We start from the raw sequence: 26,038 nt of genomic DNA, 5'->3' as shown, positions 1-26,038 counted from the left end.
GTCGTCCTGTCAGCTCGTCCTGTCAGCTCTGCTTCAGCAGCCGGTCACAGTTCTTGACAGCGTTGTCAAGCGCTTCCTCGGGACTCTGCTTGCCCTGCAGCGCCCTGGCGACGCCGTTGCGCAGCTCGATCTTCATCTGCTCGCTGAACAGCACGGGCGTGTAGTTCACCGCGGTCTTGATGGACTTGGCAGCGGCGACCCGCACCCGCGTGTCGTCGGTCCCGTCCTCTTTGGTGAAGTACGGGTCGTCGAGCGAACCCTTCGTGCTGGGGAAGATCGCCACCTTCTTGGCGAAGGACATCTGGCGCTGCGCGTCCGTCACGTAGTGGGCGAAGGCCACGGCGGCGGGCGTCTGCTTGGTGCGGGTGTTCACCATGACACCCATCACGTACATGTTGTCCTTGCCGGTGTCGGTGATCTGCGGCGTGATCCCGATGTTCTTGTAGAGGCCGGGCGCCTCCTTCTTGAACTTGCCGAGGTCCAAGGCGCTTCCGGGGTTCATGGCGACGGCCTCGGTGAGGAACTTCTTGCCCGTCGACTCGGGGGTCGCGGTGAGCGCCTGACCGTCCAGGGCCTTCGCGTCGTACAACTCCTTGTACTTGGTGAGGAGTTCGACGCCCTTGGGGCCGTTGAAGGTGAACCTGGTCCCTTCCTTGTCCATCAGCGGCACCCCGTAGCGCCCGAAGTCCTCGATGGTGGGGACGTTGGCGAGCGTGGCGGTCTTGCCCTTGGTCTCCTTCGACAGCTTCAGCGCGTCGGCGAAGAGTTCGTCGTACGTCTTCGGGGGCTTGTCGGCGTCGAGCCCCGCCTCCTTGAAGATCCGCTTGTTGTAGAAGAGCGGCCCGGTGTTCAGGTACCAGGGGAAGGCGTACGTCCCCTCCGTGCCCGGTATCTGGTGGCTCTTCCACGCCCCCGGCAGGTACTCCTTCTCGTACTTTCCGGCGGCCTTGTCGAGGTCGAGCGCGAGACCGGCCTTGGCGAGCGGGGCCACGAGGTCGGGCGAGACGTTGACGACGTCGGGCAGGGTGCCGGCCGCGGCGTCGGCGCTGATCTTGTCGGCGTAACCCTCGCCCGGCTGGTCGACCCAGTTCACCTTCGTGCCGGGGTACTTCTTCTCGAAGCCGTCGACGACGCCCTCGAAGTACGACTTGAAGTTCGCCTTCAGGTTCCAGGTCTGGAAGGTGATCTCGCCCTCGATCTTGCCGGACGCGTCGGTCGAACCGCCGCCGTCGCCTCCGTCGCCACAGCCGCTCAGCGGCAGGAGCACGGCGAGGACGGCGGCAGTGGCGGCTGCCCTTCCGGAGATGCTGCGGGGGTGGTGTGAGATGCGCACGGTGAAACGGCTCCTTTGCTCGGCCCAGCGTGAGGCAGACCTTGCATGGAACTCCGGCAAAAAGTCAATGGATTCGTTGAATAATCCCGCGAATCTCTTCAACTATGCAGGTCAGAGCGGTGCGTTGAACTTCTTGCGGGGATCGACTAAAGCGCTTTAGAGTGTGCTGGCTCAAGCGCATTAGTATGCGCGCCAGAGGAAAGGGGCAACACCGGTGCAAGGCAAGCGGTCCCCGGCACGCCGACCGACCATGAAGGACATCGCACGCCGCGCCGGCGTCTCCGAGAGCGCCGTGTCCTTCGCGCTCAACGACCGGCCCGGAGTCTCCGAGGTCACCCGCGACCGGGTCCGCAGGGTCGCCGAGCAGTTGGGCTGGCACCCGAGCACGGCGGCGCGCGCACTGTCCGGCGAGGGTTCGGCGACGGTGGGGCTCGTGGTGGCCCGGCCCGCCGGGACACTGGGCGTCGACTCGTTCTTCCTGCAACTGATCTCGGGCATCCAGGAAGTCCTGGCGGAGCGTCAACTGGGCCTGCTCTTCCAGGTGGTGGAGGACGTGACCGCCGAGTGCGCGGTCTACCAGCGCTGGTGGGCCGAGCACCGGGTGGACGGCGTCCTCGTCGTGGACCCGCGCACGCAGGACCCGCGCCCGGCACTCCTCGACGAACTCGGCCTGCCCGCGGTGGTGACGGGCGGCGTACCGGACCCGGAGGCTCACCACCCCTTCCTCTCCACCGTCTGGGCTGACGACGCGGGCGCGATGGCTTCGGTCGTGGACCATCTGCACGCCCTCGGCCACCGCCGCATCGTGCACATCGCGGGTCTGTCCGGCCTCGCCCACACCGAGCGCCGGATCCGTACGCTGCGGGCCGAGGCCGAGCGGCGCGACCTGTCGGAGGTCCGCTCGGTGACCACGGACTACTCGGACGCGGAGGGCGCCGCGGTGACCCGGCGGGTGCTGTCCGCCGCGTCACCGCCGACAGCTCTGGTGTACGACAACGACGTGATGGCCGTCGCGGGGATCGCCGCGGCGGCCTCGCTGGGCTTCTCCGTGCCGGGGGACGTGTCGGTGATCGCGTGGGAGGACTCGGCACTGTGCCGGATGGTGCACCCGTGGCTCACGGCCCTGTCACGCGACACGGTGTCCTTCGGGCGTACGGCGGCGCGCGAACTCCTCTCCCTCCTGGACGACGGCCCCGCGGCCACGGTCCAGGTGCCGCTGCCCACGCTCATCGAGCGGGAGAGCACGGGGAGGGTGGCCGGGGACTGAGCGGTGCCGCAGCCCCGGGCAAGCCTGTCGTACCCCGCCCGTACAGTGCCGGCATGGCAGACATCTACGAGCTCTCGGTGGCGTTGGACCTGCGTGCGGACATCTCCGACGAGGAGCTCGCCGAACTCCGGTGGCATCTCGGTCTGGGCCCCCGGCCGGTGACACTGGCGATCGTGCGCGCGTTCCCGGTCGTCGTTGAGGACGACGAGGATGAACCGGCCCCCCTGACGGTGCGGGGCAGCGGGGTTTCCTGGCCCTAGGCCTTGTCGTACCAGGAGAATGCCGTGATCCGCCAGCCCTCCGGGGTGCGGACGAACTGGATGGTCTTGGTCCCGCTCCCCTCGAAGGGTTCGCCGTCCAGCGTCCCGGACTTGCGGTACGTGCCGAACCGCGAGGCGATGTCGCCCTCGATCTCGGTCCGTTCGGACGTCTCCCACTCGGAGAATTCGACCAACCGGCCTTCCGACAAAAGCCGTTCGCGCGGCTCGATGAACTCCTCCACCGTGTAGACCGTGAACTGCGGTCCGGTCGAGACGATCACGCCCCCGGGGAGCATCAGACGGCGGATCCGGGCCACGTCGGCGGCCCGGCCACCCCGGTTGTCGAAGGCGCCGAAGAACTCGGCGGTCACGGCGTCGATCTCGTTCTTGGACATGGCCGCGACGGTAACACCGGCGCGGCCCGGCCCACTTGGGGCACGTGGTGAAGCCGGCTACGCCTGCCCGCTACACCCGAGACCGGTACAGGCCGAACTCCGCGAGGCGCACCGCCCCGCGCGACCCCGTCACCCGGATCCGCCACTCCCGGGCCCGTAGCGGCGTGGCAAGGGTCAGGACCCGGCTTGCACCCACCGTTTCCACCTCGGTCACGAGGGTCCATCCGGAGCCGCCGGAGCCGGAGACCCGGGCTTCGATCACCGCGTGCTCCAGCTGCTGACCCCGCCGGATGGCCTCCCCCAGCCGGATCCGGTCGACCTCGCGCACCTCACCCAGGTCGACGGTGAGCGTCCCCCGGGAGGGCGCCGGGCACGCCCACGCCGTGTCCGGGTCGCCGTCGACGGCCCGCGAGGGTCGGCGGCCGTCGCCCCAGGCCCGTGCGTCCCGCGCGAAGTCCTCGGGCAGCTCACGCCCGATCCGCTCACGGAACTCCCGCAACCGGGCCACGTCCGCCTCGGGGAGCAGGCCCCGCTTGTCCGGCGGGATGTTGAGCAGAAGGACGGAGTTCCGGCCCACCGAGCGGAACCAGATGTCCGTCAACTGCTCGACGGACTTGGGCTGTTCGTCCTCGTGGTAGAACCACCCCGGCCTGATCGAGACATCGCACTCCGCGGGCCACCACTGGACGTACTGGGCGACATCCCTCGCCTCGGCGAGTGCCTGGCGGCTCCCCTGGTCGGGGGCGTCGTACTTCAGGGCGTAGTCGATGCTGCCGTTCCCCGAGTCTTTTACGGGGACGACGCTCCACTCGTTCTCGCGCGCCAGACCACCCTCGTTGCCGACCCACCGTACGTCAGGCCCGCGCACGGCGACCGTCGCGTCCGGGGCCAGGGCGCGGATGACCGCGTACCAGCTGTCCCAGTCGTACGTCTCGACCTTCTCCGGTGGGATACGCCCCTGCGCCCCGTCGAACCACACCTCGTCGATGGGCCCGTACTCGGTGAGCACCTCGTACAGCTGGTTGAGCATGTGCGCGCCGTAGTCGGTCGCGTCGAGGGTGAACGACCGTACGGCGGCGGCGTCCGCCCGGTCGTCACCCTCCACCGGCGTGGGAATGGTGCGCCGTGAGCGGGCGCTGCCGTTGGCGTAGACGCCGTGCAGGTACTGGTTCTCGTCGGCGGGCGAGATGTAGACGCCCACCTTGATCCCGTGCCGTCGCAGCGAGTCGGCGAACGAGCGCAGCACATCGCCCTTGCCGCCCTGCCAACTGCTGCTCACCACACTGTGCTTGGTGTAACGAGAGGGGTAGAGCACGAAGCCGTCGTGGTGCTTGACAGTGAGGATGGCGAGCTTGAATCCGCCGTCGCGCAGGGCCCGCGCCCACTGGTCGGTGTCGAGTCCGGAGGGCTGGAAGACGTCGGGGTCCTCGTCGCCCGTGCCCCATTCGAGGCCGGTGAAGGTGTTGACCCCGAAGTGCAGGAACGCGGTCTGTTCGAGGCGCTGCCAGGCGATCTGCCGCTCTGTCGGGCGGACTTGAGCGGCCTTGGCGACGACGCCGTCCGGGGAGTCCTTGGGGCTGATCGGGATGCGGTAGGGCGGCTCCGGAACGGCGGGGGCGCCGGTCGGGCCGGGCGCCGCGAGGGCGAAGGATGTGCTCGACGCGGCGACCGCCGTGGTGACGGCGGCGGTCACGAAGAGACGTCTGCTGACAGTCATGGGGGTGCGGTCTCCTGTCGGATGCCGAGGTACGGGGATCAGCGGGCGGTCAAGGCCCAGGTGGTCGGGGCCTGTTGATCCGCCGGGTACTGCCGGAGCCGCCCGTCCTCGGCCGCGTACACGGACATCTGGGTGATCGCGTTCGTCAGCCGGTATCCGTCCGACGCCTTCGCCAGCTGCCAGCGCTGCAAGGTGTTCGCCGTGTCGCAGGTCTCCCGTGTGACCGAACTGCCGGGCTCAAGGGGGACGTTGAGGGTGAGTTTCCCGCTCCGGGTCTCCAGGCAGGTGCCGTCCGCCGTGGACTTCAGCGTGACGTAGCCGTCGGCAGTGCGCTTGATCTCGTACGCAGCGGGCTCAGCATGCCCCTTGGTGTCGCGCAGGGTGTACGTCCCGTCGGCCACCGGCGGCTTCGTCAGGTCACGCCAACCCGGCGCGTGGCCCACAGACGTGGCGCGCGCGGTGAAGTCGGCGTACGTCGGGTCCGGGTGCGCGGAACCCCAGGTGACCTGGGCGACATGGCTGAGCGGCATCGCCATGGAGGCCGCGACCTCGTTCTCGGTCTCGCCCCGGCCGTTGTCCGGCCACAGGCTGATCTTCGCCCCGGTGATGCCGTCGCGCGACGCGAGCTTCTCGCCCTCGAAGCTGCGCGGGTCCCACGCCTGGTCGTACAGCGACTCGGTGTCGGTGTGGAAGCCGCCGCGGACGAGGTAGAGCGCGTAGGCGGCGTTCTGCAACGGGTGGCCCTGCGCGATGAGTTGGCTCGGCTTCGTCTTCACGTCGAGCCAGTGCTCCACGCTCGTGCCCGCCGCGACCGGCACCGTGTTCGCGCCGGTCAGGCCGTCGTTCCAGATGCGCAACTGCTTGCCCTCACCCTTGGCGTACGCGTGCACCCGGTTGATGAAGTCGACGAAGGCGTCCTGCGGGGTTGCCTTCTCCCCGTATTTCTTCTTCGCGTATTCGAGGATGTGGGGGTACTTGGCGAAGTCGGAGCCGAGCATGTACTCGTCGGCGCCCATGTGCCAGGACTTCGCGGGGAACACCTCGGCGTACTCGTCGATGAGGCTCGTGTAGTACGCGAAGGCCTCGTCCTTGGTGACGTCAAGGCGCGAGGGCTGCGGCTTTCCGTCGGAGTCGGTGAGCTGGAGGTCGGTGCGCTTCTCCAGCCAAGGGTCCATGTGGCCGGGCGAGTTGATCTCCGGGATGATCGTGACGTGGTACTTCTCGCCGAGGGCGACGATGCGGCGTATCTCGCTCTTGGTGTAGTAGCCCCAGCTGTTGGCCTCGGGGTGCTTGTCGCTCTTCACCTTGAGTTCGAGGAGCAGCTGGTTCTGCTTGTTGTACGCCATGTCACGTACGAGGTTCTCCAGCCAGGGCGTGGAGACATGGATGTAGCAGGCGCAGACGCCCACCCCGCGTTCCTTGTACTGCGGCACGTCCACGGTGCGCCCGGCGGGTACGCGGTCGCTCTGGGCGAGGAGCTGGAGGAGGGTGCGGGTGCCGTAGAAGGCGCCGGCGTCGCTCGCGCCGGTGATCTCCAGGCGCTTGCCCGCGCGGAGTTCGTATCCTTCGGCGCCGAGCGTCTTGCGGGCGGGAGCGACGTCGATCACGATGTCGCCGTCACGCGGGGCGCCGCCGGTGACCGGCACCCGGCCCTCGCCCGCGGCGCGCAGATCTTCGGCGAGGGTACGTGCGACTTCGCGGGCCGCCTGCCCGTGCGCGACGAGCCGGGTGTCGGGGCCGTAGGCGTAGCTCCCCTTCCCCGGCGTCCAGTCGGCCAGGGCGGGGACGGTGCGGGGTGGGTCCGTGGCGGGTCGCGAGGTCCCGGCGGCCTGGGCCGCCGGGACCGGCGCCGCGAGCAGCAGCAGGGCCACCGCGGCGCCCCGCAGTCTGCGGAGCCGCGCGCGGCGTGGCGCACGGCCCGGCGCGAACATCATGCGCATGTCAGTCATGACATCCGATGATTCAAGCGCCTCCGAAGGGTGTCAATGCATTGCCCTCGGCGGGGACTTGGACATTTACGCAGCCCTGCGCTCATCCATCGGATGATTGCTGACACTCATCAGCCGGGCCAGGCACCCGTCAGCCGACGCGTCGCGACAGCGCCACCGCGGTCGACAGCCGCCTTGACCACGGCGAAGATCGCGCCCTGCAGCGTGGCCGCGAGCAGGATCTCGCCCCAGCCGCGGTCCTCGTCGGTGGCGTCGGGCGCGTCCTCGTCGCGGGCGACCATCTTCCATGCCTGTTTGAACAGCCCGCCCGCGGCCACACCGGCGAGCGCGCCGAGCGCCATCCCGACCGGCTTGTACGCGATCTTCGAGGCCTTCACCGCGCGCTCCCGTGCTTCCGCTTGCGCCGCACCAGGACGTACGCGACCACCAGCGCCGCGCCCCCCGCGATGAAGCCGGTGCGGCGGTTCTGGACCTGCTCGGGCGCCTTGTCGTGCCACACCTCCGTGGCCTGTCCTGCCGCGGCCTTCACCTGCCCGGTGGCGGTGGCGGCCTTGTCCTTGACCTGGTCGGGCACCTTGTCCTGCAGCACATGCGCGGCCTCGGTGGCCTTCGCCCTGGCCTGCTCGCTCAGCTCCGCGGCCTTGGTGGCGGTCTGCCCCTTGATCGCGACCGCCTTCTCCTGTGCGCGGGCCTTGACGTCCGTCTTGGCCGCCAGTGCCTCGACCGTCTCTCCCAGGTCCTGCCGGGTCTGCTCAACCTTGGCGCGCAGCTCCCCGGGGTCCGCGGTGTGCTTGTCGTCGGGCTGGTTCATCGCTGTGCACTCTCCTTGATCTCTGCGACATCGGCCTTCACGCCGTCGATCGCCTGCTCGGGGACCGGCGGGGCGGCCCGGCCGACCTCCTTCTTGCCGGTCAGGGCCAGTACCGCGGCGATCAGACCGAGGACGGCGGTGACGATCAGCCCCGCGGCCCACACCGGAAGCGGCACGGCGAGCGCCGCGATCGCGGTGGCGACCAGCGCCTGCAGGGTCAGGAAGCCGACGAGACCGGCTCCGCCGAACAACCCGCTGCCCTTGCCGTAGCGCCTGGTCTTCTCCTTCATCTCCGCCTGGGCCAGCCGCATCTCGCCGCGTACCAGCTCCGTCAGCTGCTGTGAGGCGCGCTGCACCAAGTCGCCCACCGGCTCGTTGTGAGGGGCGGTCTGTCCGGCGCTGTCACGGCCGGTGGGGTGCGGGCCTGTCTGGGCCATCGTCATCAACCTCCTGTCTGTTCAGCGGCCGAGTACCCCGATCTTCGGCATCGGCACATGGTCAGGGGCCGCGGTCGTCGCGGACGGCGTCACGCGTCGCCACTCGCCAGGCGGCGCTGGTCCTGTTCGTCCCACGCGCGGGTGTCACGTGGCGGTACATAGGGCTCCTCCTCGGGGGGAAGCCCGCCGGCGATGGCACGCTGCCGGGACAGCTCCGCGTCGAACTCCAGGCCGAGCAGGATCGCGATGTTGCTGATCCACAGCCACACCAGAAAAATGATCACTCCGGCCAGCGCGCCGTAGGTCTTGTTGTAGGAGCTGAAGTTCCCGACGTAGAAGGCGAATCCGGCCGAGGCGATCAGCCAGATCACCAGGGCGATCACGCTGCCGGGGGTGATCCACTTGAAACCGCGGCCCTTCACGTTCGGCGTCGCCCAGAACAGCAGCGCGATCATGGAGGTCACCAGCACGACGAGCACCGGCCACTTCGCGATCGACCACACCGTCAGGGCCGCGTCGCCGATCCCCAGGGTCGAGCCCACGGTCCGGGCGAGACCACCGGTGAACACCACGATGACCGCGCTGACGACCGCGAGGAGGAGCAGCACCACCGTCACGCCCACCCTGACCGGCAGCACCTTCCACACGGGCCGACCCTCGGGCATGTCGTAGACGGCGTTGGCGGTGCGGATGAACGCCCCCACGTACCCGGACGACGCCCAGACGGCCAGCACGATGCCGACCACCGCCATCAGCGAGCCGACGCCGCCCTGGCCCTCAAGCTGTTTCACGGCGTCGCCGATGATGTCCCGCGCCGAACCGGGCGCGAGCTTCTCCAGGTTCTCCAGGAGCCAGTCGATCGCCGATTTACCCACCACGCCGAGCAGGGAGACCAGCACCAGGAGCGTCGGAAACAGCGACAGCACCCCGTAGTAGGTCAGTGCCGCGGCCCGGTCCGTCAGCTCGTCGTCCTGGAACTCCTTGACGACGCCCTTGAGCACCGCCTTCCACGACCGCTTGGGCAACTGCGTGGGTTCTTCCGGCGCGCGGTCCACGCCGCGCTCTGCATCCGCTGTTCCGTCCATACCCCCCGGATGACCCGCAACCGCCGACCCATGCGCGAGCGGACCGATCCACCTGCGTTGTCATGGCTCGCCGTGCGCGCGGCGGCGCAGCTCCGTGCGGGCCGCCGCGGACTTCAGCAGCGGATGGAAGTGCAGCCGTACGGACAGGTGGATCAGGCGTCGGCGCAGCACCGTGCGCCCCGGCTGGTCGGCCAGCCGACGGTAGGTGGCGGTCCACTCCCGTTGCATGCGTACGAGGTCGTCGGGGATGGGGTGGCTCATACGTTCGACTAGATCATGTGTTCGATTTCCGAGGCAAGCCGCGACTCGGCAACCCAGGACCCGGCAGCCCGCGAGACCGGAAACGTAACGCCGCGCGCCCCCGGCCGGGTAGGCAGGGGGCGCGCGGCGAAAGCGGAGGGATCAGTCGATACCGGGCAGGATGTGCGGCTCGGCGAGGTCGTCCTCGTAGCCGGCAAGCCGGATCGGGGCCGCCTTCGCCCACGAGTCCAGGTTGCTCAGCTTGCGTGGTCTGCCGGCCCGTTCACTGCCGTGTTCCGCCGGTCGCTTTTCCTGCTTCGTCAGATCTGGTGTCACCGCGCACTCCTTTGTGTCGCGTAACGGAAGGACAAGAGCTGTTCGGTCGCGGTGGCGCCGTTGTTCAGGCGGGATCGCGGCCATGGTGGCGAGCCTGTCCCGGGGCGGTCGAGGGGTACTCGTGGATCCCCTGGAGACCGTCCGTTCGCCTCACATTAACCAAATGAGCGCGGTCGCGCTCTATGGGGTCCGCCGAAGGAGTGGATTTCGGACAGAAGATCCCGGTGTGGGCGTGGCCCGCGGGCCGAGAAATTCTCAACAGGTCGAGCCCATGGGCCTTTCCGGGCCTCCATGGGACCGTACGCAGATGATTTCCGCCCAGGCAAGGGACGGCGCGGTGGCCCTGGTGACCGGGGCCTCGCGCGGGATCGGGCTCGCCGTCGCGCGGGCGCTGGCGGAGTCGGGGCATCGCCTCGTCCTGACCGCCCGCGAACCGGCCGCCCTGGAGGCGGCGGTGGCCGGGCTGCGCGCGGACGGCGCCCAGGCCGTGGGGTGCGTGGGCGGCGTGGCTGATTCCGGTCGGGCGCAGGCCTGCGTGGCGCTCGCGGTCCAGGAGTTCGGGCGGCTCGACGTCCTGGTGAACAACGCCGCGACGAACGCCCCTTACGGCGCGCTGATGGACGTCGATCTCGCGGCGTGGCGCGCCGCCTTCACCGTGAACGTCGAGGCCGCGCTGCGCCTGACGCAGCTCGCCTGGCGGGCCTGGATGAGCGAGCACGGCGGCACGGTGGTGAACATCTGCACCGAGGGCGCCTCACACGTGGGCCCGAACGTGGGCGCGTATGGCACCAGCAAGGCGGCGCTCCTGCACCTGACCGCCCAGCTCGCGGGCGAACTGGCGCCCTTGGTACGGGTCAACTCCGTCTCCCCCGGCCTGATCCGCACCGAGATGGCCCGCTTCGTGTGGGACGGCGCCGAGGAGCAGCTCGCCACGAGCCTGCCGCTCGGGCGCATCGGCGAACCGGAGGACGTGGCACGTGCCGTGGCCTGGCTCGTCTCCGACGCGGCCGAATGGGTGACGGGCGCCGACATCTTGGTCGACGGAGGGACGAGGGTGCGGGCCGCTGCCGGGACGACGGCCCCGTACGCCGTGCACGAGCGGCTGCGGGCGGCGGCGGGCGGGGCCTCGGAGCAGGCCTGACACCGACACCGCCCACGTGCGGCTACCACTTGCCGGGTGCGTAGTCCTTCAGGAAGATGCCGTACAGGTCCTCGCCCGCCTCGCCCCGCACGATCGGGTCGTAGACCCGGGCCGCGCCGTCGATCAGGTCCAGCGGGGCGTGGAAGCCCTCGTCGGCCAGGCGCAGCTTGTCGTAGTGCGGGCGCTCGTCGGTGATCCAGCCGGTGTCGATCGACGTCATCAGGATGCCGTCGGTCTGGAACATCTCCTGGGCGCTGGTCCGCGTCACCATGTTCATCGCGGCCTTCGCCGCGTTCGTGTTCGGATGACCGGCGCCCTTGTAACCGCGGCCGAAGACGCCCTCCATCGCCGAGACGTTGACGACGTACGAGCGGCCGCTCGACGCCTTCTTCGCTGCGTCGGCCATGGCCGAGCGCAGCGCGCTGATCAGGATGAACGGCGAGGTGTAGTTGCACAGCTGGGTCTCGAGGAGCTCCACCGGGGAGATCTGCTCGATGGTCTGCACCCAGGTGTTGCTGTCGACGACGTCCGGGACCAGGCCGCCCGCGTCGATGGCGGTGCCGTCGAGGTGCCGGGCCACGCTGGCGTTGCCCGCGACCAGGGCGAGGTCGGCGACCTGCTGGGCGTCAAGGCCGCTGGTGCCGACTGGCAGCGCGGCAAGTCCGTCCACCGCCCCGGAGTTGAAGGCGCCGATGACGGAGTGGGCGGGCAGCTCCCCGGCGGGCAGCGGCGCGCTCTCGCCGTCGACCAGGGCTGCGTAAGCGGAGGGCAGGCGGCGTACGGTCTGCGTCGCGTTGTTGATCAGGATGTCGAGGGGTCCCGCCGCCGCGAGCCGCTCGGCGAGCGCGACGGACTGCGCCGGGTCGCGCAGGTCGATGCCGACGACCTCCAGGCGGTGCAGCCAGTCGGCCGAGTCGTCCATCGCCTTGAAGCGGCGGATGGCGTCCTTGGGGAAGCGCGTGGTGATGGTGGTGTGGGCGCCGTCGCGAAGGAGACGCAGCGCGATGTACATGCCGATCTTGGCCCGGCCGCCGGTGAGCAGCGCGCGCTTGCCGGTGAGGTCGGTGCGGGCGTCGCGCTTGGACCGGTTCAGGCGGGCGCAGTCCGCGCACAGCTGGTGGTAGAAGTAGTCGACTTCCACGTACCGGGTCTTGCAGGTGTAGCAGGAGCGGGGGCGCTGGAGTATCCCCGCGATCCGGCCCTCCTCCGTCTGCGAGGAGGGCAGCAGACCCTCGGTCTCGTCGTCGATGCGCTCGGCGGAGCCGGTGGCGGTGGCCTCGGTGACGGCCTTGTCGTGCGCGGTCTTGGCGGCCCTGCGCTCCTGACGGCGGCGCTGCTTCACGGTCCGGTAGATCCCGGCCGTGGCCCGGCGCACCGCGATCGCGTCGGGGTGGTCGACGTCCAGCTTGTCGAGCTCGTCGAGCACAGCGAGGCACACGGCGAGACGGTCGGGGTCGATGCCGGGGCCGAAGGAGACCGACCCGGCCTCCTGGGGCTCGGCCGGACCGCCGGCTCCCGGGCTGTCCTCTGTCACCGTCATCGCCGCTGTCCTCGCGTCACTCATGCCGCGGCTCGTCTGGGTGACCGCGGAAGCTCCAAAGAAGAGAACTTTACGTAGCGACGGGCCCCTCTACCAAACGCGGACGGTTTACGCACGCTTCGACGAGCCCCGCGAGTTCCTCCCGCACGCCGCGCGCGAGAACGTCCAGGTCGGGCACGGCGGCCGCGTCGGCGACCAGACCGAAGTGCACCCGGCCCCGGTAGGTCGACACCGCGACGGCCAGCGCCTGCCCCTGGGCGAGCGGCGCGAAGGGGTAGACGGCGGTGAGCGGGCAGCCGCCGAGCCGCAGGCCCAGGCTGGGCAGCGGGACGCTGGTCACGAGGATGTCGAAGAGCAGCCGGGCGGCCTGCGCGACGACCGGACCGCCGATGCGGTGGCCCAGCGGCGGCACATGATCGGCGAGCAGGGCGACGGCGCCGGCGCCGCGGCCGGGACCCGCCTCCTTGTTGCGGTCCATGGCGGCCCGCACCGCCCGCAGCCGCGCGACCGGGTCCGGATCACCGACCGGCAGGCGGACCAGATACCCGGAGAGCCGGTTGCCCGGCGGCTGCGCGGAACGCGGCCTGCGCCGGGAGACGGGGACCAGGGCCCGCGGCTCAACCCCCTCGCTGCCGTCGCCCCGCTCGTCGAGCCAGCGGCGCAACGCTCCCGCGACCACGGCGATCAGCACGTCATTGACGGTGCCGCCCACGGTCTTGCGCACGCGGTGCACGTCGTCCAGGTCGAGCAGCACCCCCGCGGTGCGCCGCGTACCGGTGGCCTGCGACGTGAGGGCGGCCGACGACCGTACTCCCCAGGTGGCGCGGGCGACGGAGGATCCGATGTCCAGGGCCTGCCCCACGTCGCCGACGGTGTCGCGGACCAGGCCCGGCAGCTTGCGCGGGTCGGGCAGCCAGGACCACCGGGAGGTCTCGGGCTCGGCGGGCGCCGGACGGGCGGCGGGCAGCTCGGTGGGGTCCATGACGGCCGCCGCGAGCATCAGGGCCCGCAGCCCGTCGGCGAGCGCGTGGTGGAACTTGAAGAGCACGGCGAAGTAGGTGCCGTCGCCACCCGGCAGCACATGCGCCTCCCACGGCGGCCGCTCGCGCTCCAGGGGGCGCTGCATGAGCGCGCCCGCCACGGCGTGGAAGTCCGGCGCGGGCTCGGCGAGGCGGACGTGGTCCAGCGGGTCGAAGGCGGGGGCGGCGGCGCGGACGGCCCCGCCGACCGGCAGCCAGACCGGGCGGATCCGCAGCCGCAGACCGGGCACGGCGGCCGCGCGTTCGGCGAGGAGCCGGGCGGCGCGCTCGGCGGAGTCCGGCGAGTCGGCCTCGAAGACGCCGAGGGCGCCCAGGTGCATGGGGTGTTCGGCGGACTCGATGTTCCAGAAGGCGAGGTCGAGAGGTGCGAGCAGGTCGGAGGACTCAGCGTTCTGCGCTTTCAACGGGTTCAACGGGCTGCTCTCGCGTCGAGGACGATGCGGGGGACGGCATGAGTGTGCAGTCAATCGCCGTAGTGCGACTACGGTCAAGTAAGATCAAGCTACGCACAGTTAACAACAGATTAAGGCCCGCCCCTCTGGGAGAGGCGGGCCTGACGGTGCGCAAGTGGCGTATCGACTACGTCACTTCGGCAGGGGCGGGTACGTCACTTCAGTGCGGGCGGCGCGGCATCCTGCGACGTGCCCCACTCCGAGGGCTTGTCGCCCACCGTGAAGGTGATCTCGCGGGTGTCACGGATGTCATCGGTCGTCAGGTACGTCTTCTTGTAGTCGGCACCGTCCGTGCGCGCCGACTGGATGTACCGCTCGGTGTCCGAGGTGCCCGGCGCCTTCACCGTGAGACGGCCCTTCGGGTAGTAACGGCGGTCGAGCTTCAGGTCGACGCGCTCGAAGACGGGCGTCGAAAGGCCCCACGTGTCCGTGCCGGGCTGGACCGGGAAGACACCGATCGAGGACAGCACGTTCCAGGCGGACATGGTGCCGAGGTCATCGTTCCCGGTCATGCCGGTCGGGGTGTCCGTGAAGAGGGTGAGCGCGGCGTGCACCACGTCGGTCGTCTTCCACGGCTGGCCCGTCGACAGGTAGGTGTACGGGGCGATGAGGTCGGGCTCGTTCTGCGGGTTGTACTTGTCCGCGTTGTAGTAGTCGTACGGACCGTTGACCCACACCTCGCGCGCGGTCTTCGCCGGGTCCTTCAGGAGCTGCTCGTAGGCGAAGAAGGAGTCCAGGCGGTCGTTGGTGGCCTGTTTGCCGCCGATGAGGTCGACCATGCCGGGCAGGTCCTGCGGGACGAGCCACTGGTACTGCCAGGACGTGCCCTCGTGGAAGCCCTCGCTCTTGGCCGGGTCGGCGGGCCCGGTGAAGGCGCCCGCGGCGTCCCGCGCCCGGAAGAACCCGGTCGAGGCATCGAAGATCTTCCGGTAGTTCTGCGCACGCTCCGCATACCGCTTGGCGTCGGCCTTGTGCCCCAGGTCGCCGGCCATCTGGCCGAGCATCGCGTCCGAGAGCGCGTACTCCAGCGTCGCGGAGGCGCCGTGGTCGTAGTCCGAGTCGCCGGGCTTGGCGTGCGGGCGGCCCTTGATGTACGGCGCGAAGCCCTCGCTCAGGTACTCCCTGTTGGCCTCACGGCCCACGGGTGCCGAGTCGGCGGGCGGCACACCGTCCGCGTTCTTCTTCAGCGCGCGGTACGCCTCCTCTGCCTCTTCTGGGTGTCCCTTGAACAGCCCCTGCTGATAGGCGTTGGTGAGGAAGGGGGTGACGGGGTCGCCGGTCATGATGTTCGTCTCGACCGTGCCGTAGCCCCACTTGGGCAGCCAGCCGCTCTCCTCGTCGATCTTCAGGACGGAGAGCGCCATGTCGCGGGACTCGTGCGGCGCCAGCAGGGCGAGGAGCTGCGCCTGGGTGCGGTAGGTGTCCCAGAGCGACCAGTTCTGGTAGTAGGTGAAGCCCTTGGCACGATGGATCTTCTGATCCCAGCCCGTGTAACGGCCGTCGACGTCGCTGCCGATGTTCGGCGCGAGGAACGAACGGTAGAGGGACGAGTAGAAGGTGCGGCGCACGGTCTCGCTGCCGCCCTGCGCCTGCACGTCGTCGAGCCGGTCCTCCCACGCGGCGTCAGCGGCCCTCGCGACACGGTCGTACGAACGCCCGCCCTCCGCGCGGAGGTTGAGCGCGGCACCCTTGGCGTCGACGTACGAAAGCGCGGTGGTCGCCTCGACGGTGCGGTCCTTGGAGGTGTCGAAGCGGACGTACGCGCCGTTGCGCTCCTCGCCCGCCGACGACTTCTTGGAGCCCGCGGTAACGGTGTCGCCCTTCCAGGTGCCCGAGGTGGTGAAGGGGCGGTCGAACTTGGTGATCGTGTAGACGGTGTACGGCTTGGTGTCCTGGCAGAAGCCGCTGCCGGTGATCGCCGTGCGGACCGTGCGGCTGTCGAGGATCTCGACCTTGGTGCTGCCCGTCTTGTGCAGCGACTGTCCGGCGTTGAGCAGGACGTTGGCCTTGTCGGTGGCGGGGAAGGTGTAGCGCTGCACACCGGTGCGCTTGGTGGCCGTCAGCGCGGCCTCGATGCCGGACTTCAGGCCCACCTGGTAGGAGCCAGGGCTCGCCTTCTCGTCGTCGTGGCTGAACTCCGCCGCGTACTTGGCGTAGTCCGTCTCCTTGACGTCACCCGTGGTGGGGAGCACCGGCAGATCGCCGCCCAACCCGCAGCCGACGCCCGAGAGATGGACGGTCGAGAAGCCGCGGATGTGGGTGTCGGAGTGGTCGTAGCCGGTGTTGTGCCCGGTGTCGGGCGAGAACTGGACCATGCCGAAGGGCACGGCCGCACCGGGGTAGGTGTTGCCCTCGTTCTCGGTGCCGATGAACGGGTTGACCAGGTCGGTCAGGCGGCCGTCCGCCGCCGGGGCGGCCTGCGCCGAGGGTATGGCGAGGGCTCCCCCGAGGAGCGCGGCCGCGGCCAGCGCCACCCCCGTACCGCGTAGCCGTCGGTTCCATCTCATGGGTGGGAACGCCTCCTTGGACAACGTTGTCACAGCGCGGAACGCGATCATTCTTCGGGGGTCGCGTCGCGCGCGTCAAGGGGTGGGGAGAAGGAGAAGGCGGGCCGCGGCCCTCAGTCGGTGGACACCCAGATCCGCAGCGGCCCGATCGGGGCGAACCCCTGGCGGACGGCCGCCTCCAGGCTGTCGCCGCTCTCGTATCCGACGACGGGCAGGCCGGGCCAGCACCGGTCGATCTCCGTCAGACACCCGGCCCAGGCAGCGGCCTCTCCGCCCGTCGCGTCGCCCATCGCGAACAGGTTGGAGACGCCGACCACGGAGTCGCTGCGGCTCGCCACGGCACCTGCGACGATCATGCCGTCCATGGAGGTCCCGGCCAGGAACGTCGTGTCGCCGGCCAGCAGTTCGGGCCGGAACAAGCCCAGGCCCCCCTCGCCGTCGTTCCAGGCGCTCTCCCACGCGGGCAGCGAATCGGCGCTCTTGAGCGGCTCCCAGCTGACACCCGGATGCCCCACGGGAGCCGCACCCGCGGGCCGGTGTATCCACTGCGCCTCGAAGAGCACCTCGAAGCCCCACGGCTCCAGGTCCAGGCATGCGAAGCTGTCCTTGACGGAGCAGCCAGGTGACGCCGTGTCGATCCGGGCCACCAGGTCGGCCGCCGAGATGTCGGGGGTGAGCGAGACTGCGTCCGGATACAGCGGCGGCGTCCGCCGCGCGCTGCTCCACACCCCGGCCCCGAACTCCCCCGGCACCCCGTGCGCGCGGCAGACCGCGTCGCACCACTCGGCGTTGTTGCGGGCCGCGGCCCCTGCCCACTCGCTCGCGATGATCACGAGCTGATCGTGTCAAGTGGGAGGGGCCGCGTCCACAGGTTGAGCGCTTCGGGTCAAGCGCTCACGGTCAGGAAGCCGGGCACCCCGCCGGGTCGGGCCGCGACGCGTCGCCGATCAAGGCCTCATGTGCTGCCTTGAGCCGCTTCACGTCGGGCTTGACGACCCTGCGGTCGTACGTCAGCAGTCCGTTCAACTCGCCCTCCACATCCGAGATCTGGGTGTAGACGGCGCCGTTGCCGCCCTTGCAGGCGAGCGCGCGCACCTCGTCCAGCTTGGTGAGGTAGTCGTCCGTGTACGTCGCCGGGTCCACGTCGACGTAACTCTGCTGGACGGACCAGGCATGGCCCGGCACCGCGAGCCCGAGACCGCCGTACTCGCCGTTGATCAGGGCCCGTTCGCCGTCGGGCTTGGGTGGCAGCGCCGGGCTCGGATAGCCGTGCTCGTCCATGATGTCGCCGGTGCCGCCGTCGCGTCCGAGGTTGAGGCCCGACATGCCGTTGACCAGGCGGGTCGGGTCCCAGGACTTGGCCTGGGTGGCGATGCGGCCCTCGTCGTACTGGCCCCAGCCCTCGTTGAAGGTGACCCACATGACGATCGACGGGTAGTTCCAGTGCTCGTCGATCATCTGCTTCATCTCGGACTCGTACTGAGCGCGCGCGGCCGTGCTCGGACTGCGGCCCGCGTCCATCGACGGCATGTCCTGCCAGACCATCAGGCCCAGCTTGTCCGCCCAGTAGAACCAGCGGTCGGGCTCCACCTTGATGTGCTTGCGCACCGAGTTGAAGCCCATCCCCTTGTGCATCTTCAGGTCGTACGCCAGCGCCTCGTCGGTCGGCGCCGTGTGCAGGCCGTCCGGCCAGAAGCCCTGGTCGAGCGTGGCCATCAGGAATTGCGGCTTCCCGTTGAGCATCGTGCGCGGGGTGCCGTTCACCTTCTCCACGGCGATGGTGCGCATCCCGAAGTAGCTCTTGACGCTGTCTCGCCCGACGGTCACCTTCAGGTCGTAGAGGAAGGGATCGTCCGGCGACCAGAGGTGCGGGTCGGCGATCTTCAGCTTGAGCGGGCTGCCCGTGCGTCCGCTCGCCTCCGCGACCTTCTTCTTGCCCTCGTACGCGACCGCCCTGACCGGCACTCCGTCGCGTACGCCCTTGGGCTCGACGGTGACCTGCTTGGTGGCCACGTCGGGCGTGATCTTCAGCGAGTCGGCGTGGTCGGCGGCCACCGGCTCCATCCACACCGTCTGCCAGATGCCGGACGACGGGGTGTACCAGATGCCGCTGGGGTCGAGGCGCTGCTTGCCGACGGGCGGGTTCTCGCCGTCCTTGGAGTCGGTCGGGTCATAGACGCCGACGATCAGCTCCTGCGTCTTGCCCGGCTTCAGCGCGTCCGTGATGTCGGCGCTGAACTTGTCGTAGCCGCCCTTGTGTTCGGCGACCTTCTTGCCGTTCACGAAGACCTCGGAGTGCCAGTCGACCGCGCCGAAGTTGAGCTTGAGGCGCTTGCCGTCGCCGACCTTCCAGTTCTGCGGGACGGTGAAGGTCCTGCGGTACCACATGCGGTCCTCGTGCCGTTCGACACCGGAGAGCTGGGACTCCACGGGGTAGGGGACGAGGATCTTCTCGCCGAGCTGCTTGCCGAACGGGGGTGCCTCGCCGGCCTTGGCCGCGGCGAACTGCCAGGTCCCGTTGAGGTTGCGCCAGGCGTCGCGGGTCAGCTGGGGGCGCGGGTACTCGGGGAGCACCTTGCCCGGCTTCACGTCGTCGGCGAACTTGGTGCGCAGCTGGTGCTCGGAGTGGTTGGGGCCGCTGCTCCAGAAGGCGGCGACCTCCTTGCCGTCGTCGCCCGCCAGGCCGCCCTTGCCGTCGTAGCGGATGTCGGCGGTGCCCTTGGCGGTACCCGTCTTGTTGCCGACGACGGGTTCCTTGAGGCCCACGAGGAGTGCGCGCGGGTCGTCGGGGTCGGCCTTGATCGTGCCGATGGGCCACTTGGCGCCGCCGATGACCGCCTCGATGTGGTCCGCGAGGCCGTTCGGGGGTGCGCCGAGCTTCTGGGCGAAGTCCAGCTTCAGGGTGCGGCCGTCCTTGAGGACGGTGGCGGAGGTGGCACCGTCGTACTCGAAGCCGTCGGGAAGGCGGAAGGCCGACTGCGGGACGGCCTTCTTGGTGCCGCCGGGCTCGGTCCAGCGCAGGTGGAGGTTGGAGCCGCCGTAGTGCTCGAAGTACTCGACCTTGATGTCGTAGGCCTTGCCGGCGGTCAACTCGACCGGCTGGGCGGTCTGTTCCTTGTCCCAGTCGTCGACCCAGTGGTCGATGGCGAGCTTGCCGTCGACCCAGAGCCTGAAGCCGTTGTCGCCGATCATGGAGAAGGTGTGGGAGCCGGTCTTCTCCGGGACGACCTTGCCGGTCCAGCGGACGGTGGCGTCGTCGGCCTTGCCGGTGGCGAAGGTCAGGCGCGGGTCGAGGTTGTCGAAGTCGATCTTCTGGTCGAAGCCGGTGGCCTTGAGCTCGTGGAAGTCGAAGGCTCCGGGGGCGGACTGGGTGTAGTACTCGCCCTTCAGGCCGTGGATCTCGGGGGGTTCGTCGGCGGCTGTCGCGGCGGGGACCGCGGTGAGTCCGGCGAAGGCGAGGGCGACGGTGAGCAGCAATATCAGTCGCTGCCTGACTCGTCTGGGTCGGGTGGGGCGCACAGATCCTCCGTAGCTCGAAGCGGTGCTTGAAGGCTGAGGAAGGGGGTGACGGAAGGCCGGGGAAGGGGGTGGCGGCCCGGCGCCGCAGTCTGTACAACGAATCTGTACAACGTTGGAAGGAACGGCAGTTGGCATGACAGCACGCTCTCCGGCGCGCTGTCCAGGGCCATGACAAACACCCCAGGACAGGGGTGCACCTCGACGCAGGGAGCTGCACGTGCGGGTTAGCCTCAAGGACGTCGCGGAGCGCGCGGGCGTCTCCATCAAGACCGTCTCGAACGTGGTGAACAAATATCAGCACGTCACCCCGGCGATGCGGGCGCGCGTACAGGAGGCGATCGACGAGCTGGGATACCGCCCGAACTTGACGGCACGTCACTTGAGGAAGGGGCGTACGGGCATCATCGCGCTCGCCGTTCCCGAGCTGGGCAACCCGTACTTCGCCGAACTGGCGGGCGCGGTCATCGACGCGGCGGCCGAGCACGATTTCACCGTCCTGCTCGATCACACTCGCGGCGACCGCGAGCAGGAAGTCCTGGTCAGCCAGGGTTTCCGGGCCCGGGTGATCGACGGTCTGATCATGAGCCCGCTGGAGCTGGAGTCGGCCGACCTGCTCGGCCGCGAGGACGACGTGCCGCTGGTGCTGCTCGGCGAGCGCCAGTACGACCTGCCCTATGACCACATCGCGATCGACAACGTGGCCGCGGCCCGCACCGCGGTACGCCACCTCATCAGCCGCGGCCGCTCCCGCATCGCCTATCTCGGCGCCCGCACGGACTCCGCGAACCGCCCGGCGAACCTCCGACTGCAGGGCTGGCGCGAGGAGTTGACGCAGGCGGGGATAGCCGCGCCGGACAGCCTGGTGGGCCCGGTCGGCGGCTGGAACCGCTGGGACGGGGCGAAGGCGATGGCGCGGATGCTGGACGCGGGGGTCCGGCCCGACGCGGTCTTCGCGTACAACGACCTGGTGGCGATCGGCGCCATGCGCGTGCTGCACGAACGCGGTCTGCGCGTGCCGTGGGACGTGGCGGTGGTCGGTTTCGACGACATCGCCGAGGGGCAGTTCGGGGCGGTCACGCTGACCACGGTCTCGCCGGACAAACAGGCCATCGCCCGGCTCGCGGTGGCCTCGCTGCTACGCAGCCTGGAGGGCTCGGGAGCGTCCGAGGGACGGGAACTCACAGCCGAATTCCGCCTGGTGGAGCGGGAGAGCACGCTGGGGCGACGCTGAACTGGCGAGTCGTCAGCTGAGGCCTCCCCGTGCGCGGAGGGTTTACAGCCTCCTTTCAACGATGTAAAAAGCTCCCCGTACCGCCGAGTTGACCGTAAGAGCCGATCATCCCGTGAGCGCTCTCAGCGCCGGGGCCGTGCCGTTTTGGGGACTCCATGAAGCCGACCACACGCCTTAGCCGCACCTCAGCCAGGACCCTCCTCGCCGCCGGTCTCGCCGCGAGCCTCGCGTTCGCCACCGGATGCGCGAAGTCCGAGGACGACGGCGACAAGAGCTCCGCGTCCCAGGACCAGGGCGACTCGGGGCAGGTCGTCTCGGAACCGAGCGAGGGCAGCGGCCCGACCTGCGCGATAGACGCCTACGGAGGCAAGAAGCTCGACCTCAAGAGCGCCACCGTCGGCTTCTCCCAGTCCGAGAAGGAGGCCAACCCCTTCCGCATCGCGGAGACGGCGTCCATCAAGGCCGAGGCGAAGAAGCGCGGCGTCAAGCTCCTCACCGCGAACGCCCAGTCGCAGTTCTCCAAGCAGATCAGCGACGTCCAGGACCTCATCGCCAAGGGCGCGGACCTGCTGGTCATCGCCCCGCTGAACTCCGACGGCTGGGAGCCCGTGCTGCGCTCGGCCTCCGCCAAGCACATCCCGATCATCACCATCGACCGCAAGATCAACGCGAAGGCATGCAAGGACTACGTCAGCTTCATCGGCTCCGACTTCGTCGAGCAGGGCAAGCGCGCGGCCGACCAGATGATCAAGTCGACGGGCGGCAAGGGCAAGGTCGCGATCCTGCTCGGCTCCGCGGGCAACAACGTCACCACCGAGCGCACCAAGGGCTTCGAGGACCGCGTCAAGGAGAAGGCCCCCGACCTGAAGATCGTCTTCAAGCAGACGGGCGAGTTCGCCCGCGAGAAGGGTCAGTCGGTCACCGAGAACCTCATCCAGTCCAAGCCGGACATCAAGGGGATCTACGCCGAGAACGACGAGATGGGCCTCGGCGCGGTCAACGCCCTCAAGGGCGCGGGCAAGAAGGCCGGTGACGTGAAGATCGTGACGGTCGACGGCACCCGCAACGCCGTGCAGGGCATCGTCGACGGCTGGATCGACGGCGTCATCGAGTCGAACCCGCGCTTCGGCCCGCTGGCCTTCCAGACCCTGGACACCTTCACCAAGGGCACGAAGGTCTCGCAGGACATCGTCATCAAGGACAGCGCGTACACGAAGGACAACGCCAAGGCGGACCTCGGCAAGGCGTACTGAGATGTCCGACGTCCTCTCGGTCACCGGCCTCAGCAAGACGTTCCCGGGCGTACGGGCCCTGGACGGGGTCGACTTCACCGCGCGCGCCGGTGAGGTGCACGCCCTGATCGGCGAGAACGGCGCGGGCAAGTCCACGCTGATCAAAGTTCTGACGGGCGTGTACGCACCGGACGCAGGCGCACTCACGTACAACAAGCAGCAGGTCGCGTTCGCCACGCCCCTTGAGGCACAGCACGCGGGCATCTCCACCATCTACCAGGAGGTCAACCTCGTCCCCCTGATGAGCGTGGCCCGCAATCTCTTCCTCGGCCGCGAGCCCCGCGGCCGGCTCGGTCTCATCGACTTCCGCCGTATGCACCGTGAGGCGGACGAGGCGCTGCGGCGGCTCGGCATCCGCGTGGACGTACGCCGCCCGCTGCGTGAACTGGGCGTCGGTACCCAGCAGATGGTGGCCCTTGCCCGAGCGGTCTCGGTCGACGCGCAGGTCGTCATCATGGACGAACCGACGTCGTCGCTCGAACCCCGCGAGGTCCAGACCCTGTTCGGCGTCATCCGCATGCTGCGGGACCGAGGGATCGCGGTGATCTACGTCAGCCACCGGCTTGAGGAGCTCTACGAGGTGTGCGACACGGTCACCGTGCTGCGCGACGGCAAGCTGGTGCACACGGGGCCCATCGCGGAACTCGACAGGCTGCGCCTCGTCTCGCTGATGCTGGGGCGCGAGGTCGGGGAAGTACGCGAGGAGGGCGTCACCAAGTTCTCCGGGGAACACGCCCCGGAGACCGAACCGGTCCTCCGCGCAACCGATCTGACGATGCGCCACCATCTGCACGGCGTCTCCGTAGAGATCCGGCCCGGCGAAGTGGTGGGCCTGGGCGGCCTGCTCGGTTCGGGACGCAGCGAGACGGCAAAGGCGATCGCGGGAGCGCTGCCGCCCGACTCCGGACGTGTGGTGGTGGCGGGCGACGCGGTCCGCACCGGCTCGCCGCCCGCCGCCATCCGAGCCGGGATCAGCCTCCTCCCCGAGGACCGCAAGGCGGAAGGAATAGTCCCTGGCCTCTCGGTCCGCGAGAACATCGCACTGGCCGCGCTCCCCCGCCTCTCCCGCCTCGGCCTGGTGAACGAGGCGGCGATCGACTCCATCGTCGACACCTTCATGAAGCGCCTGCGCATCAAGGCGTCGGGCCCTCACCAAAAGGTGGGCGAACTGTCGGGCGGCAACCAGCAGAAGGTACTCCTGGCCCGCTGGCTGGCGATGAATCCCAAGGTCCTCCTCCTGGACGAACCCACCCGAGGCATAGACATCGGCGCGAAGGCCGAAGTCCAAAAACTCATAGACGAACTGGCCAACGACGGCCTCGCGGTGCTCCTCATCTCCTCCGACATGGAGGAACTCATCGAAGGCTCCGACCGGGTCATCGTCCTCAAGGACGGCACGGTGATCGAGGAACTCACCGGCTCCTCCGTCACCGAGGACGCCCTCATGCGAGCGATAGCCACAACCGGAGGCCCCGGAGACCACCATGACTGACCTCGCCACGGACGCCGTCGGCGCGAAAGCCCACGCCGACCGCGACCACATCCTCCGCCTCCTCCAGAACTACGGCGTCTACGCAGGCGTAGCCGTCCTCCTCATCCTGAACATCGCCCTCACCCCGCACTTCCTCTCCGCCGAGAACTTCCGCACCCAGGCCGTCCAGGTCGCCCCCGTCCTCATCGTCGCCCTGGGCATGGCCCTGGCCATCGGCAGCGAGGGCGTGGACCTCTCCGTGGGCTCGGTGATGGCGCTCTCCACGTCCCTGCTCTCCCTCTACCTGGGCTACGGGACATGGATCGCGATCATCGTGGCGCTCATCGGTGGCGCGGTCATCGGCCTCGCGAGCGGCTCCCTCATCGCGTTCATCGGCGTCCAACCCATTGTTGCCACCCTGGCGTTGATGGTCGCGGGGCGCGGGCTCGCCCTTGTGCTTCTCCCCCAGCTCAAAGACGTACGCGACCCGACCATGGCCTCGCTCGGCTCCGGCGACGTCCTGGGAATCCCCTACCTCGTCCTGATCGCGGCGGCCCTCGCGCTCGTCGTGGCCTTCGCGGTCCGCCGCACCACGTTCGGACGCCAGCTCCTCGCCATCGGCGACAGCCGTCCGGCCGCGCGCCTCGCGGGACTTCCCGTACGACGCGTCCTGATCCTCGTGTACGTCTGCTGCGGCGTGCTCGCGGCCATCGCCGGTGTCCTGGCGACCGCCCGGCTCACCGCGAGTGACCCCACCTCGCTCGGCAACCTGATGGAACTGTCCGCGATCACCGCCGTCGTGGTCGGCGGCACTCCGCTCAGCGGCGGGCGCGTACGGATCGGCGGCACCGTCGCGGGCGCCGTACTGATCCAGCTGCTCACCACCACGCTCATCAAGCACGATCTGCCGCCCTCCTGGACACAGATCGCCCAGGCCGTAGTGATCATTCTCGCCGTCTACGCGGCACGGGAGAGGGGCAAGCGGTGACCGGCACCGTCCTATCCGAGGCCAAGCCCATGAAGAAGCCCGAGGACGAGGAGACAGGAGCGAGCCGCTCCGAGCGCGTCAGCGCCCTCGCCCAGCAGCACGGCGCCCTGGTCACCCTGGTGGTCGCCGTCATCGCGGCCTCGCTCAGCTTCGACACGTTCCTGACCGCCGACAACATGGAGAACATGGCGGTCTCCTCCGCCTTCCTCGCGGTCGTCGCCCTCGGCATGACCTTCGTGATCATCACCGGCGGCATCGACCTCTCCGTGGGGTCCCTGTTCGCGCTCGGCGGTGTCCTCGCGGCCTGGGGATCGCAGTACGGGACGGCGGTGGCGCTGCTTCTGCCGCTGGCCGTGTGCGGACTCATCGGCCTGGTCAACGGCCTCCTGATCGCCCGCTCACGCCTGGCGCCCTTCATCGTGACGCTGGCCGCGATGCTGGGCGCGCGCGGCATCCTGCTGTCCATCACCGACGAGGGCTCCAAGACCTACCTCGTCGACAAGGACTCGTTCTTCGCCACGCTCGGCCAGGGCAAGTTCCTCGGCATCGGGGCCCCGGTCTGGATCACCCTCGCCCTCTTCGTCGCCGGTGCCGTGGTCCTGCGCCGCAGCCGTTTCGGCCAGTACGTGTACGCGGTCGGCGGCAACGAGGACGCGGCGGCCCTCATGGGCGCCCCCGTGGCCCGCACGAAGGTCACCGTCTACACCCTCTCCGGCCTGTGCGCGGGCCTCGCGGGCGCGCTCAACGCGGCCTGGCTGGTCTCGGGCGTCACCATCCTCGGCTCGGGCATGGAACTGGAGGCGATCTCCGCGGTCGTCATCGGAGGCACCCTGCTGACCGGCGGATTCGGCTTCATCAGCGGATCACTCGTCGGCGTGCTGCTTTTGAAGGTCATCCAGAACGTCATCAACCAGATCGGCTCGCTCGACTCCGCCTACCAACAGGTGGTCAGCGGCGCCTTCCTGGCGCTCGTGGTGATCGCGCAGACATGGCTGGGGCGCAGGCGCCGGGTGCTGTAGCGGGCCCT

Annotated in this window: 23 protein-coding genes; 8 read left to right on the top strand and 15 right to left on the bottom strand. The window is 69.4% G+C overall.

All coding sequences use genetic code 11. From position 1 onward, the window contains the following. Positions 1 to 22 precede the first annotated feature (22 nt). Positions 23 to 1,333: an extracellular solute-binding protein gene (locus tag ACZ5U5_RS11995; RefSeq protein ID WP_469019722.1), complete on the bottom strand. Its 1,311-nt coding sequence runs from the start codon at positions 1,331 to 1,333 to the stop codon at positions 23 to 25. Between the two features lie 250 nt (positions 1,334 to 1,583). On the opposite strand from ACZ5U5_RS11995, the gene ACZ5U5_RS11990 reads away from it, so the two are divergent. Beyond that, positions 1,584 to 2,600, top strand: coding sequence for a LacI family DNA-binding transcriptional regulator (locus tag ACZ5U5_RS11990; protein WP_469019719.1), 1,017 nt, complete (start codon positions 1,584 to 1,586; stop codon positions 2,598 to 2,600). 53 nt (positions 2,601 to 2,653) lie between these two features. After that, positions 2,654 to 2,860: a hypothetical protein gene (locus ACZ5U5_RS11985; protein ID WP_469019717.1), complete on the top strand. Its 207-nt coding sequence runs from the start codon at positions 2,654 to 2,656 to the stop codon at positions 2,858 to 2,860. Here ACZ5U5_RS11985 and ACZ5U5_RS11980 read toward each other — a convergent pair. The 9 genes from ACZ5U5_RS11980 to ACZ5U5_RS11940 all read right to left on the bottom strand — a co-directional run bounded on the left by ACZ5U5_RS11980 (position 2,857) and on the right by ACZ5U5_RS11940 (position 9,830). Continuing rightward, entirely contained in the window at positions 2,857 to 3,255 is a 399-nt protein-coding gene (locus ACZ5U5_RS11980) for a nuclear transport factor 2 family protein (RefSeq protein ID WP_469019715.1), read from the bottom strand. The two genes, ACZ5U5_RS11985 and ACZ5U5_RS11980, sit on opposite strands and share 4 nt — an antisense overlap. Positions 3,256 to 3,325: 70 nt before the next feature. Next, entirely contained in the window at positions 3,326 to 4,972 is a 1,647-nt protein-coding gene (locus ACZ5U5_RS11975) for an alpha-L-fucosidase (RefSeq protein WP_469019713.1), read from the bottom strand. Between the two features lie 38 nt (positions 4,973 to 5,010). Further along, entirely contained in the window at positions 5,011 to 6,921 is a 1,911-nt protein-coding gene (locus ACZ5U5_RS11970) for a family 20 glycosylhydrolase (RefSeq protein ID WP_469019711.1), read from the bottom strand. Positions 6,922 to 7,031: 110 nt separating this feature from the next. Continuing rightward, positions 7,032 to 7,298 carry a DUF4235 domain-containing protein gene (locus tag ACZ5U5_RS11965; RefSeq protein WP_367047125.1) on the bottom strand — a complete coding sequence of 89 codons (267 nt, stop codon included), beginning with the start codon at positions 7,296 to 7,298 and terminating at the stop codon, positions 7,032 to 7,034. Then, entirely contained in the window at positions 7,295 to 7,732 is a 438-nt protein-coding gene (locus ACZ5U5_RS11960; RefSeq protein WP_469019708.1) for a DUF3618 domain-containing protein, read from the bottom strand. The genes ACZ5U5_RS11965 and ACZ5U5_RS11960 overlap by 4 nt, the downstream gene beginning before the upstream one ends. Then, on the bottom strand, positions 7,729 to 8,169 hold the full coding sequence (locus ACZ5U5_RS11955) for a phage holin family protein (protein ID WP_469019706.1): 441 nt from the start codon (positions 8,167 to 8,169) through the stop codon (positions 7,729 to 7,731). The genes ACZ5U5_RS11960 and ACZ5U5_RS11955 overlap by 4 nt, the downstream gene beginning before the upstream one ends. A gap of 89 nt (positions 8,170 to 8,258) precedes the next feature. Further along, positions 8,259 to 9,254, bottom strand: coding sequence for a YihY/virulence factor BrkB family protein (locus ACZ5U5_RS11950; RefSeq protein WP_469019703.1), 996 nt, complete (start codon positions 9,252 to 9,254; stop codon positions 8,259 to 8,261). A 60-nt stretch (positions 9,255 to 9,314) separates the two neighbouring features. Then, entirely contained in the window at positions 9,315 to 9,515 is a 201-nt protein-coding gene (locus ACZ5U5_RS11945) for a hypothetical protein (RefSeq protein WP_469019701.1), read from the bottom strand. A 141-nt stretch (positions 9,516 to 9,656) separates the two neighbouring features. Then, entirely contained in the window at positions 9,657 to 9,830 is a 174-nt protein-coding gene (locus ACZ5U5_RS11940; protein WP_365815272.1) for a hypothetical protein, read from the bottom strand. 307 nt (positions 9,831 to 10,137) lie between these two features. On the opposite strand from ACZ5U5_RS11940, the gene ACZ5U5_RS11935 reads away from it, so the two are divergent. After that, on the top strand, positions 10,138 to 10,971 hold the full coding sequence (locus ACZ5U5_RS11935) for an SDR family oxidoreductase (RefSeq protein WP_469019699.1): 834 nt from the start codon (positions 10,138 to 10,140) through the stop codon (positions 10,969 to 10,971). Positions 10,972 to 10,993: 22 nt separating this feature from the next. Here ACZ5U5_RS11935 and ACZ5U5_RS11930 read toward each other — a convergent pair whose 3' ends face one another. The 5 genes from ACZ5U5_RS11930 to ACZ5U5_RS11910 all read right to left on the bottom strand — a co-directional run bounded on the left by ACZ5U5_RS11930 (position 10,994) and on the right by ACZ5U5_RS11910 (position 20,164). Beyond that, positions 10,994 to 12,511: an SDR family NAD(P)-dependent oxidoreductase gene (locus tag ACZ5U5_RS11930; protein WP_469019697.1), complete on the bottom strand. Its 1,518-nt coding sequence runs from the start codon at positions 12,509 to 12,511 to the stop codon at positions 10,994 to 10,996. A 70-nt stretch (positions 12,512 to 12,581) separates the two neighbouring features. Continuing rightward, positions 12,582 to 13,964 carry a wax ester/triacylglycerol synthase family O-acyltransferase gene (locus ACZ5U5_RS11925; RefSeq protein WP_469019695.1) on the bottom strand — a complete coding sequence of 461 codons (1,383 nt, stop codon included), beginning with the start codon at positions 13,962 to 13,964 and terminating at the stop codon, positions 12,582 to 12,584. Between the two features lie 194 nt (positions 13,965 to 14,158). Next, entirely contained in the window at positions 14,159 to 16,510 is a 2,352-nt protein-coding gene (locus ACZ5U5_RS11920; protein WP_469019693.1) for a GH92 family glycosyl hydrolase, read from the bottom strand. A 113-nt stretch (positions 16,511 to 16,623) separates the two neighbouring features. Next, the gene (locus ACZ5U5_RS11915) at positions 16,624 to 17,340 is read right to left on the bottom strand and encodes a hypothetical protein (protein WP_469020821.1); all 717 of its coding nucleotides are present in this window, start codon (positions 17,338 to 17,340) and stop codon (positions 16,624 to 16,626) included. A 70-nt stretch (positions 17,341 to 17,410) separates the two neighbouring features. Beyond that, a complete protein-coding gene (locus ACZ5U5_RS11910) occupies positions 17,411 to 20,164 on the bottom strand; it encodes a PA14 domain-containing protein (protein WP_469019691.1) in 2,754 nt (917 codons plus the stop codon). An 82-nt stretch (positions 20,165 to 20,246) separates the two neighbouring features. Here ACZ5U5_RS11910 and ACZ5U5_RS11905 point away from each other — a divergent pair, with 82 nt between their 5' ends. The 5 genes from ACZ5U5_RS11905 to ACZ5U5_RS11885 all read left to right on the top strand — a co-directional run bounded on the left by ACZ5U5_RS11905 (position 20,247) and on the right by ACZ5U5_RS11885 (position 26,030). Next, positions 20,247 to 21,260 carry a LacI family DNA-binding transcriptional regulator gene (locus ACZ5U5_RS11905; RefSeq protein WP_469019690.1) on the top strand — a complete coding sequence of 338 codons (1,014 nt, stop codon included), beginning with the start codon at positions 20,247 to 20,249 and terminating at the stop codon, positions 21,258 to 21,260. A gap of 155 nt (positions 21,261 to 21,415) precedes the next feature. Then, positions 21,416 to 22,513, top strand: a complete 1,098-nt coding sequence (locus tag ACZ5U5_RS11900; RefSeq protein WP_469019687.1) for an ABC transporter substrate-binding protein — start codon at positions 21,416 to 21,418, stop codon at positions 22,511 to 22,513. Between the two features lies 1 nt (position 22,514). Then, positions 22,515 to 24,044, top strand: coding sequence for a sugar ABC transporter ATP-binding protein (locus ACZ5U5_RS11895; RefSeq protein ID WP_469019685.1), 1,530 nt, complete (start codon positions 22,515 to 22,517; stop codon positions 24,042 to 24,044). Further along, positions 24,037 to 25,011 (top strand): ABC transporter permease, encoded by a 975-nt coding sequence (locus ACZ5U5_RS11890; protein ID WP_469019683.1) that lies wholly within the window; start codon positions 24,037 to 24,039, stop codon positions 25,009 to 25,011. Before ACZ5U5_RS11895 ends, ACZ5U5_RS11890 begins: the two co-directional genes overlap by 8 nt. Before the next feature lie 29 nt (positions 25,012 to 25,040). Next, positions 25,041 to 26,030, top strand: coding sequence for an ABC transporter permease (locus ACZ5U5_RS11885; protein WP_469020819.1), 990 nt, complete (start codon positions 25,041 to 25,043; stop codon positions 26,028 to 26,030). The last annotated feature ends 8 nt before the right edge of the window (positions 26,031 to 26,038 follow it).

It is taken from the genome of Streptomyces sp. NPDC033177 (genome assembly GCF_055577715.1).
This window is presented reverse-complemented; position numbering and strand designations above follow the sequence as displayed.

Bases quoted from the DNA above. Each gene is read 5' to 3' on its own strand.
- ACZ5U5_RS11990 (WP_469019719.1), top strand. From the start codon at position 1,584: ATGAAGGACATCGCACGCCGCGCCGGCGTCTCCGAGAGCGCCGTGTCC.
- ACZ5U5_RS11985 (WP_469019717.1), top strand. From the start codon at position 2,654: ATGGCAGACATCTACGAGCTCTCGGTGGCGTTGGACCTGCGTGCGGAC.
- ACZ5U5_RS11980 (WP_469019715.1), bottom strand. From the start codon at position 3,255: ATGTCCAAGAACGAGATCGACGCCGTGACCGCCGAGTTCTTCGGCGCC.
- ACZ5U5_RS11975 (WP_469019713.1), bottom strand. From the start codon at position 4,972: ATGACTGTCAGCAGACGTCTCTTCGTGACCGCCGCCGTCACCACGGCG.
- ACZ5U5_RS11970 (WP_469019711.1), bottom strand. From the start codon at position 6,921: ATGACTGACATGCGCATGATGTTCGCGCCGGGCCGTGCGCCACGCCGC.
- ACZ5U5_RS11960 (WP_469019708.1), bottom strand. From the start codon at position 7,732: ATGAACCAGCCCGACGACAAGCACACCGCGGACCCCGGGGAGCTGCGC.
- ACZ5U5_RS11955 (WP_469019706.1), bottom strand. From the start codon at position 8,169: ATGGCCCAGACAGGCCCGCACCCCACCGGCCGTGACAGCGCCGGACAG.
- ACZ5U5_RS11950 (WP_469019703.1), bottom strand. From the start codon at position 9,254: ATGGACGGAACAGCGGATGCAGAGCGCGGCGTGGACCGCGCGCCGGAA.
- ACZ5U5_RS11945 (WP_469019701.1), bottom strand. From the start codon at position 9,515: ATGAGCCACCCCATCCCCGACGACCTCGTACGCATGCAACGGGAGTGG.
- ACZ5U5_RS11935 (WP_469019699.1), top strand. From the start codon at position 10,138: ATGATTTCCGCCCAGGCAAGGGACGGCGCGGTGGCCCTGGTGACCGGG.
- ACZ5U5_RS11930 (WP_469019697.1), bottom strand. From the start codon at position 12,511: ATGACGGTGACAGAGGACAGCCCGGGAGCCGGCGGTCCGGCCGAGCCC.
- ACZ5U5_RS11920 (WP_469019693.1), bottom strand. From the start codon at position 16,510: ATGAGATGGAACCGACGGCTACGCGGTACGGGGGTGGCGCTGGCCGCG.
- ACZ5U5_RS11910 (WP_469019691.1), bottom strand. From the start codon at position 20,164: ATGCCAACTGCCGTTCCTTCCAACGTTGTACAGATTCGTTGTACAGAC.
- ACZ5U5_RS11900 (WP_469019687.1), top strand. From the start codon at position 21,416: ATGAAGCCGACCACACGCCTTAGCCGCACCTCAGCCAGGACCCTCCTC.
- ACZ5U5_RS11895 (WP_469019685.1), top strand. From the start codon at position 22,515: ATGTCCGACGTCCTCTCGGTCACCGGCCTCAGCAAGACGTTCCCGGGC.
- ACZ5U5_RS11890 (WP_469019683.1), top strand. From the start codon at position 24,037: ATGACTGACCTCGCCACGGACGCCGTCGGCGCGAAAGCCCACGCCGAC.
- ACZ5U5_RS11885 (WP_469020819.1), top strand. From the start codon at position 25,041: ATGAAGAAGCCCGAGGACGAGGAGACAGGAGCGAGCCGCTCCGAGCGC.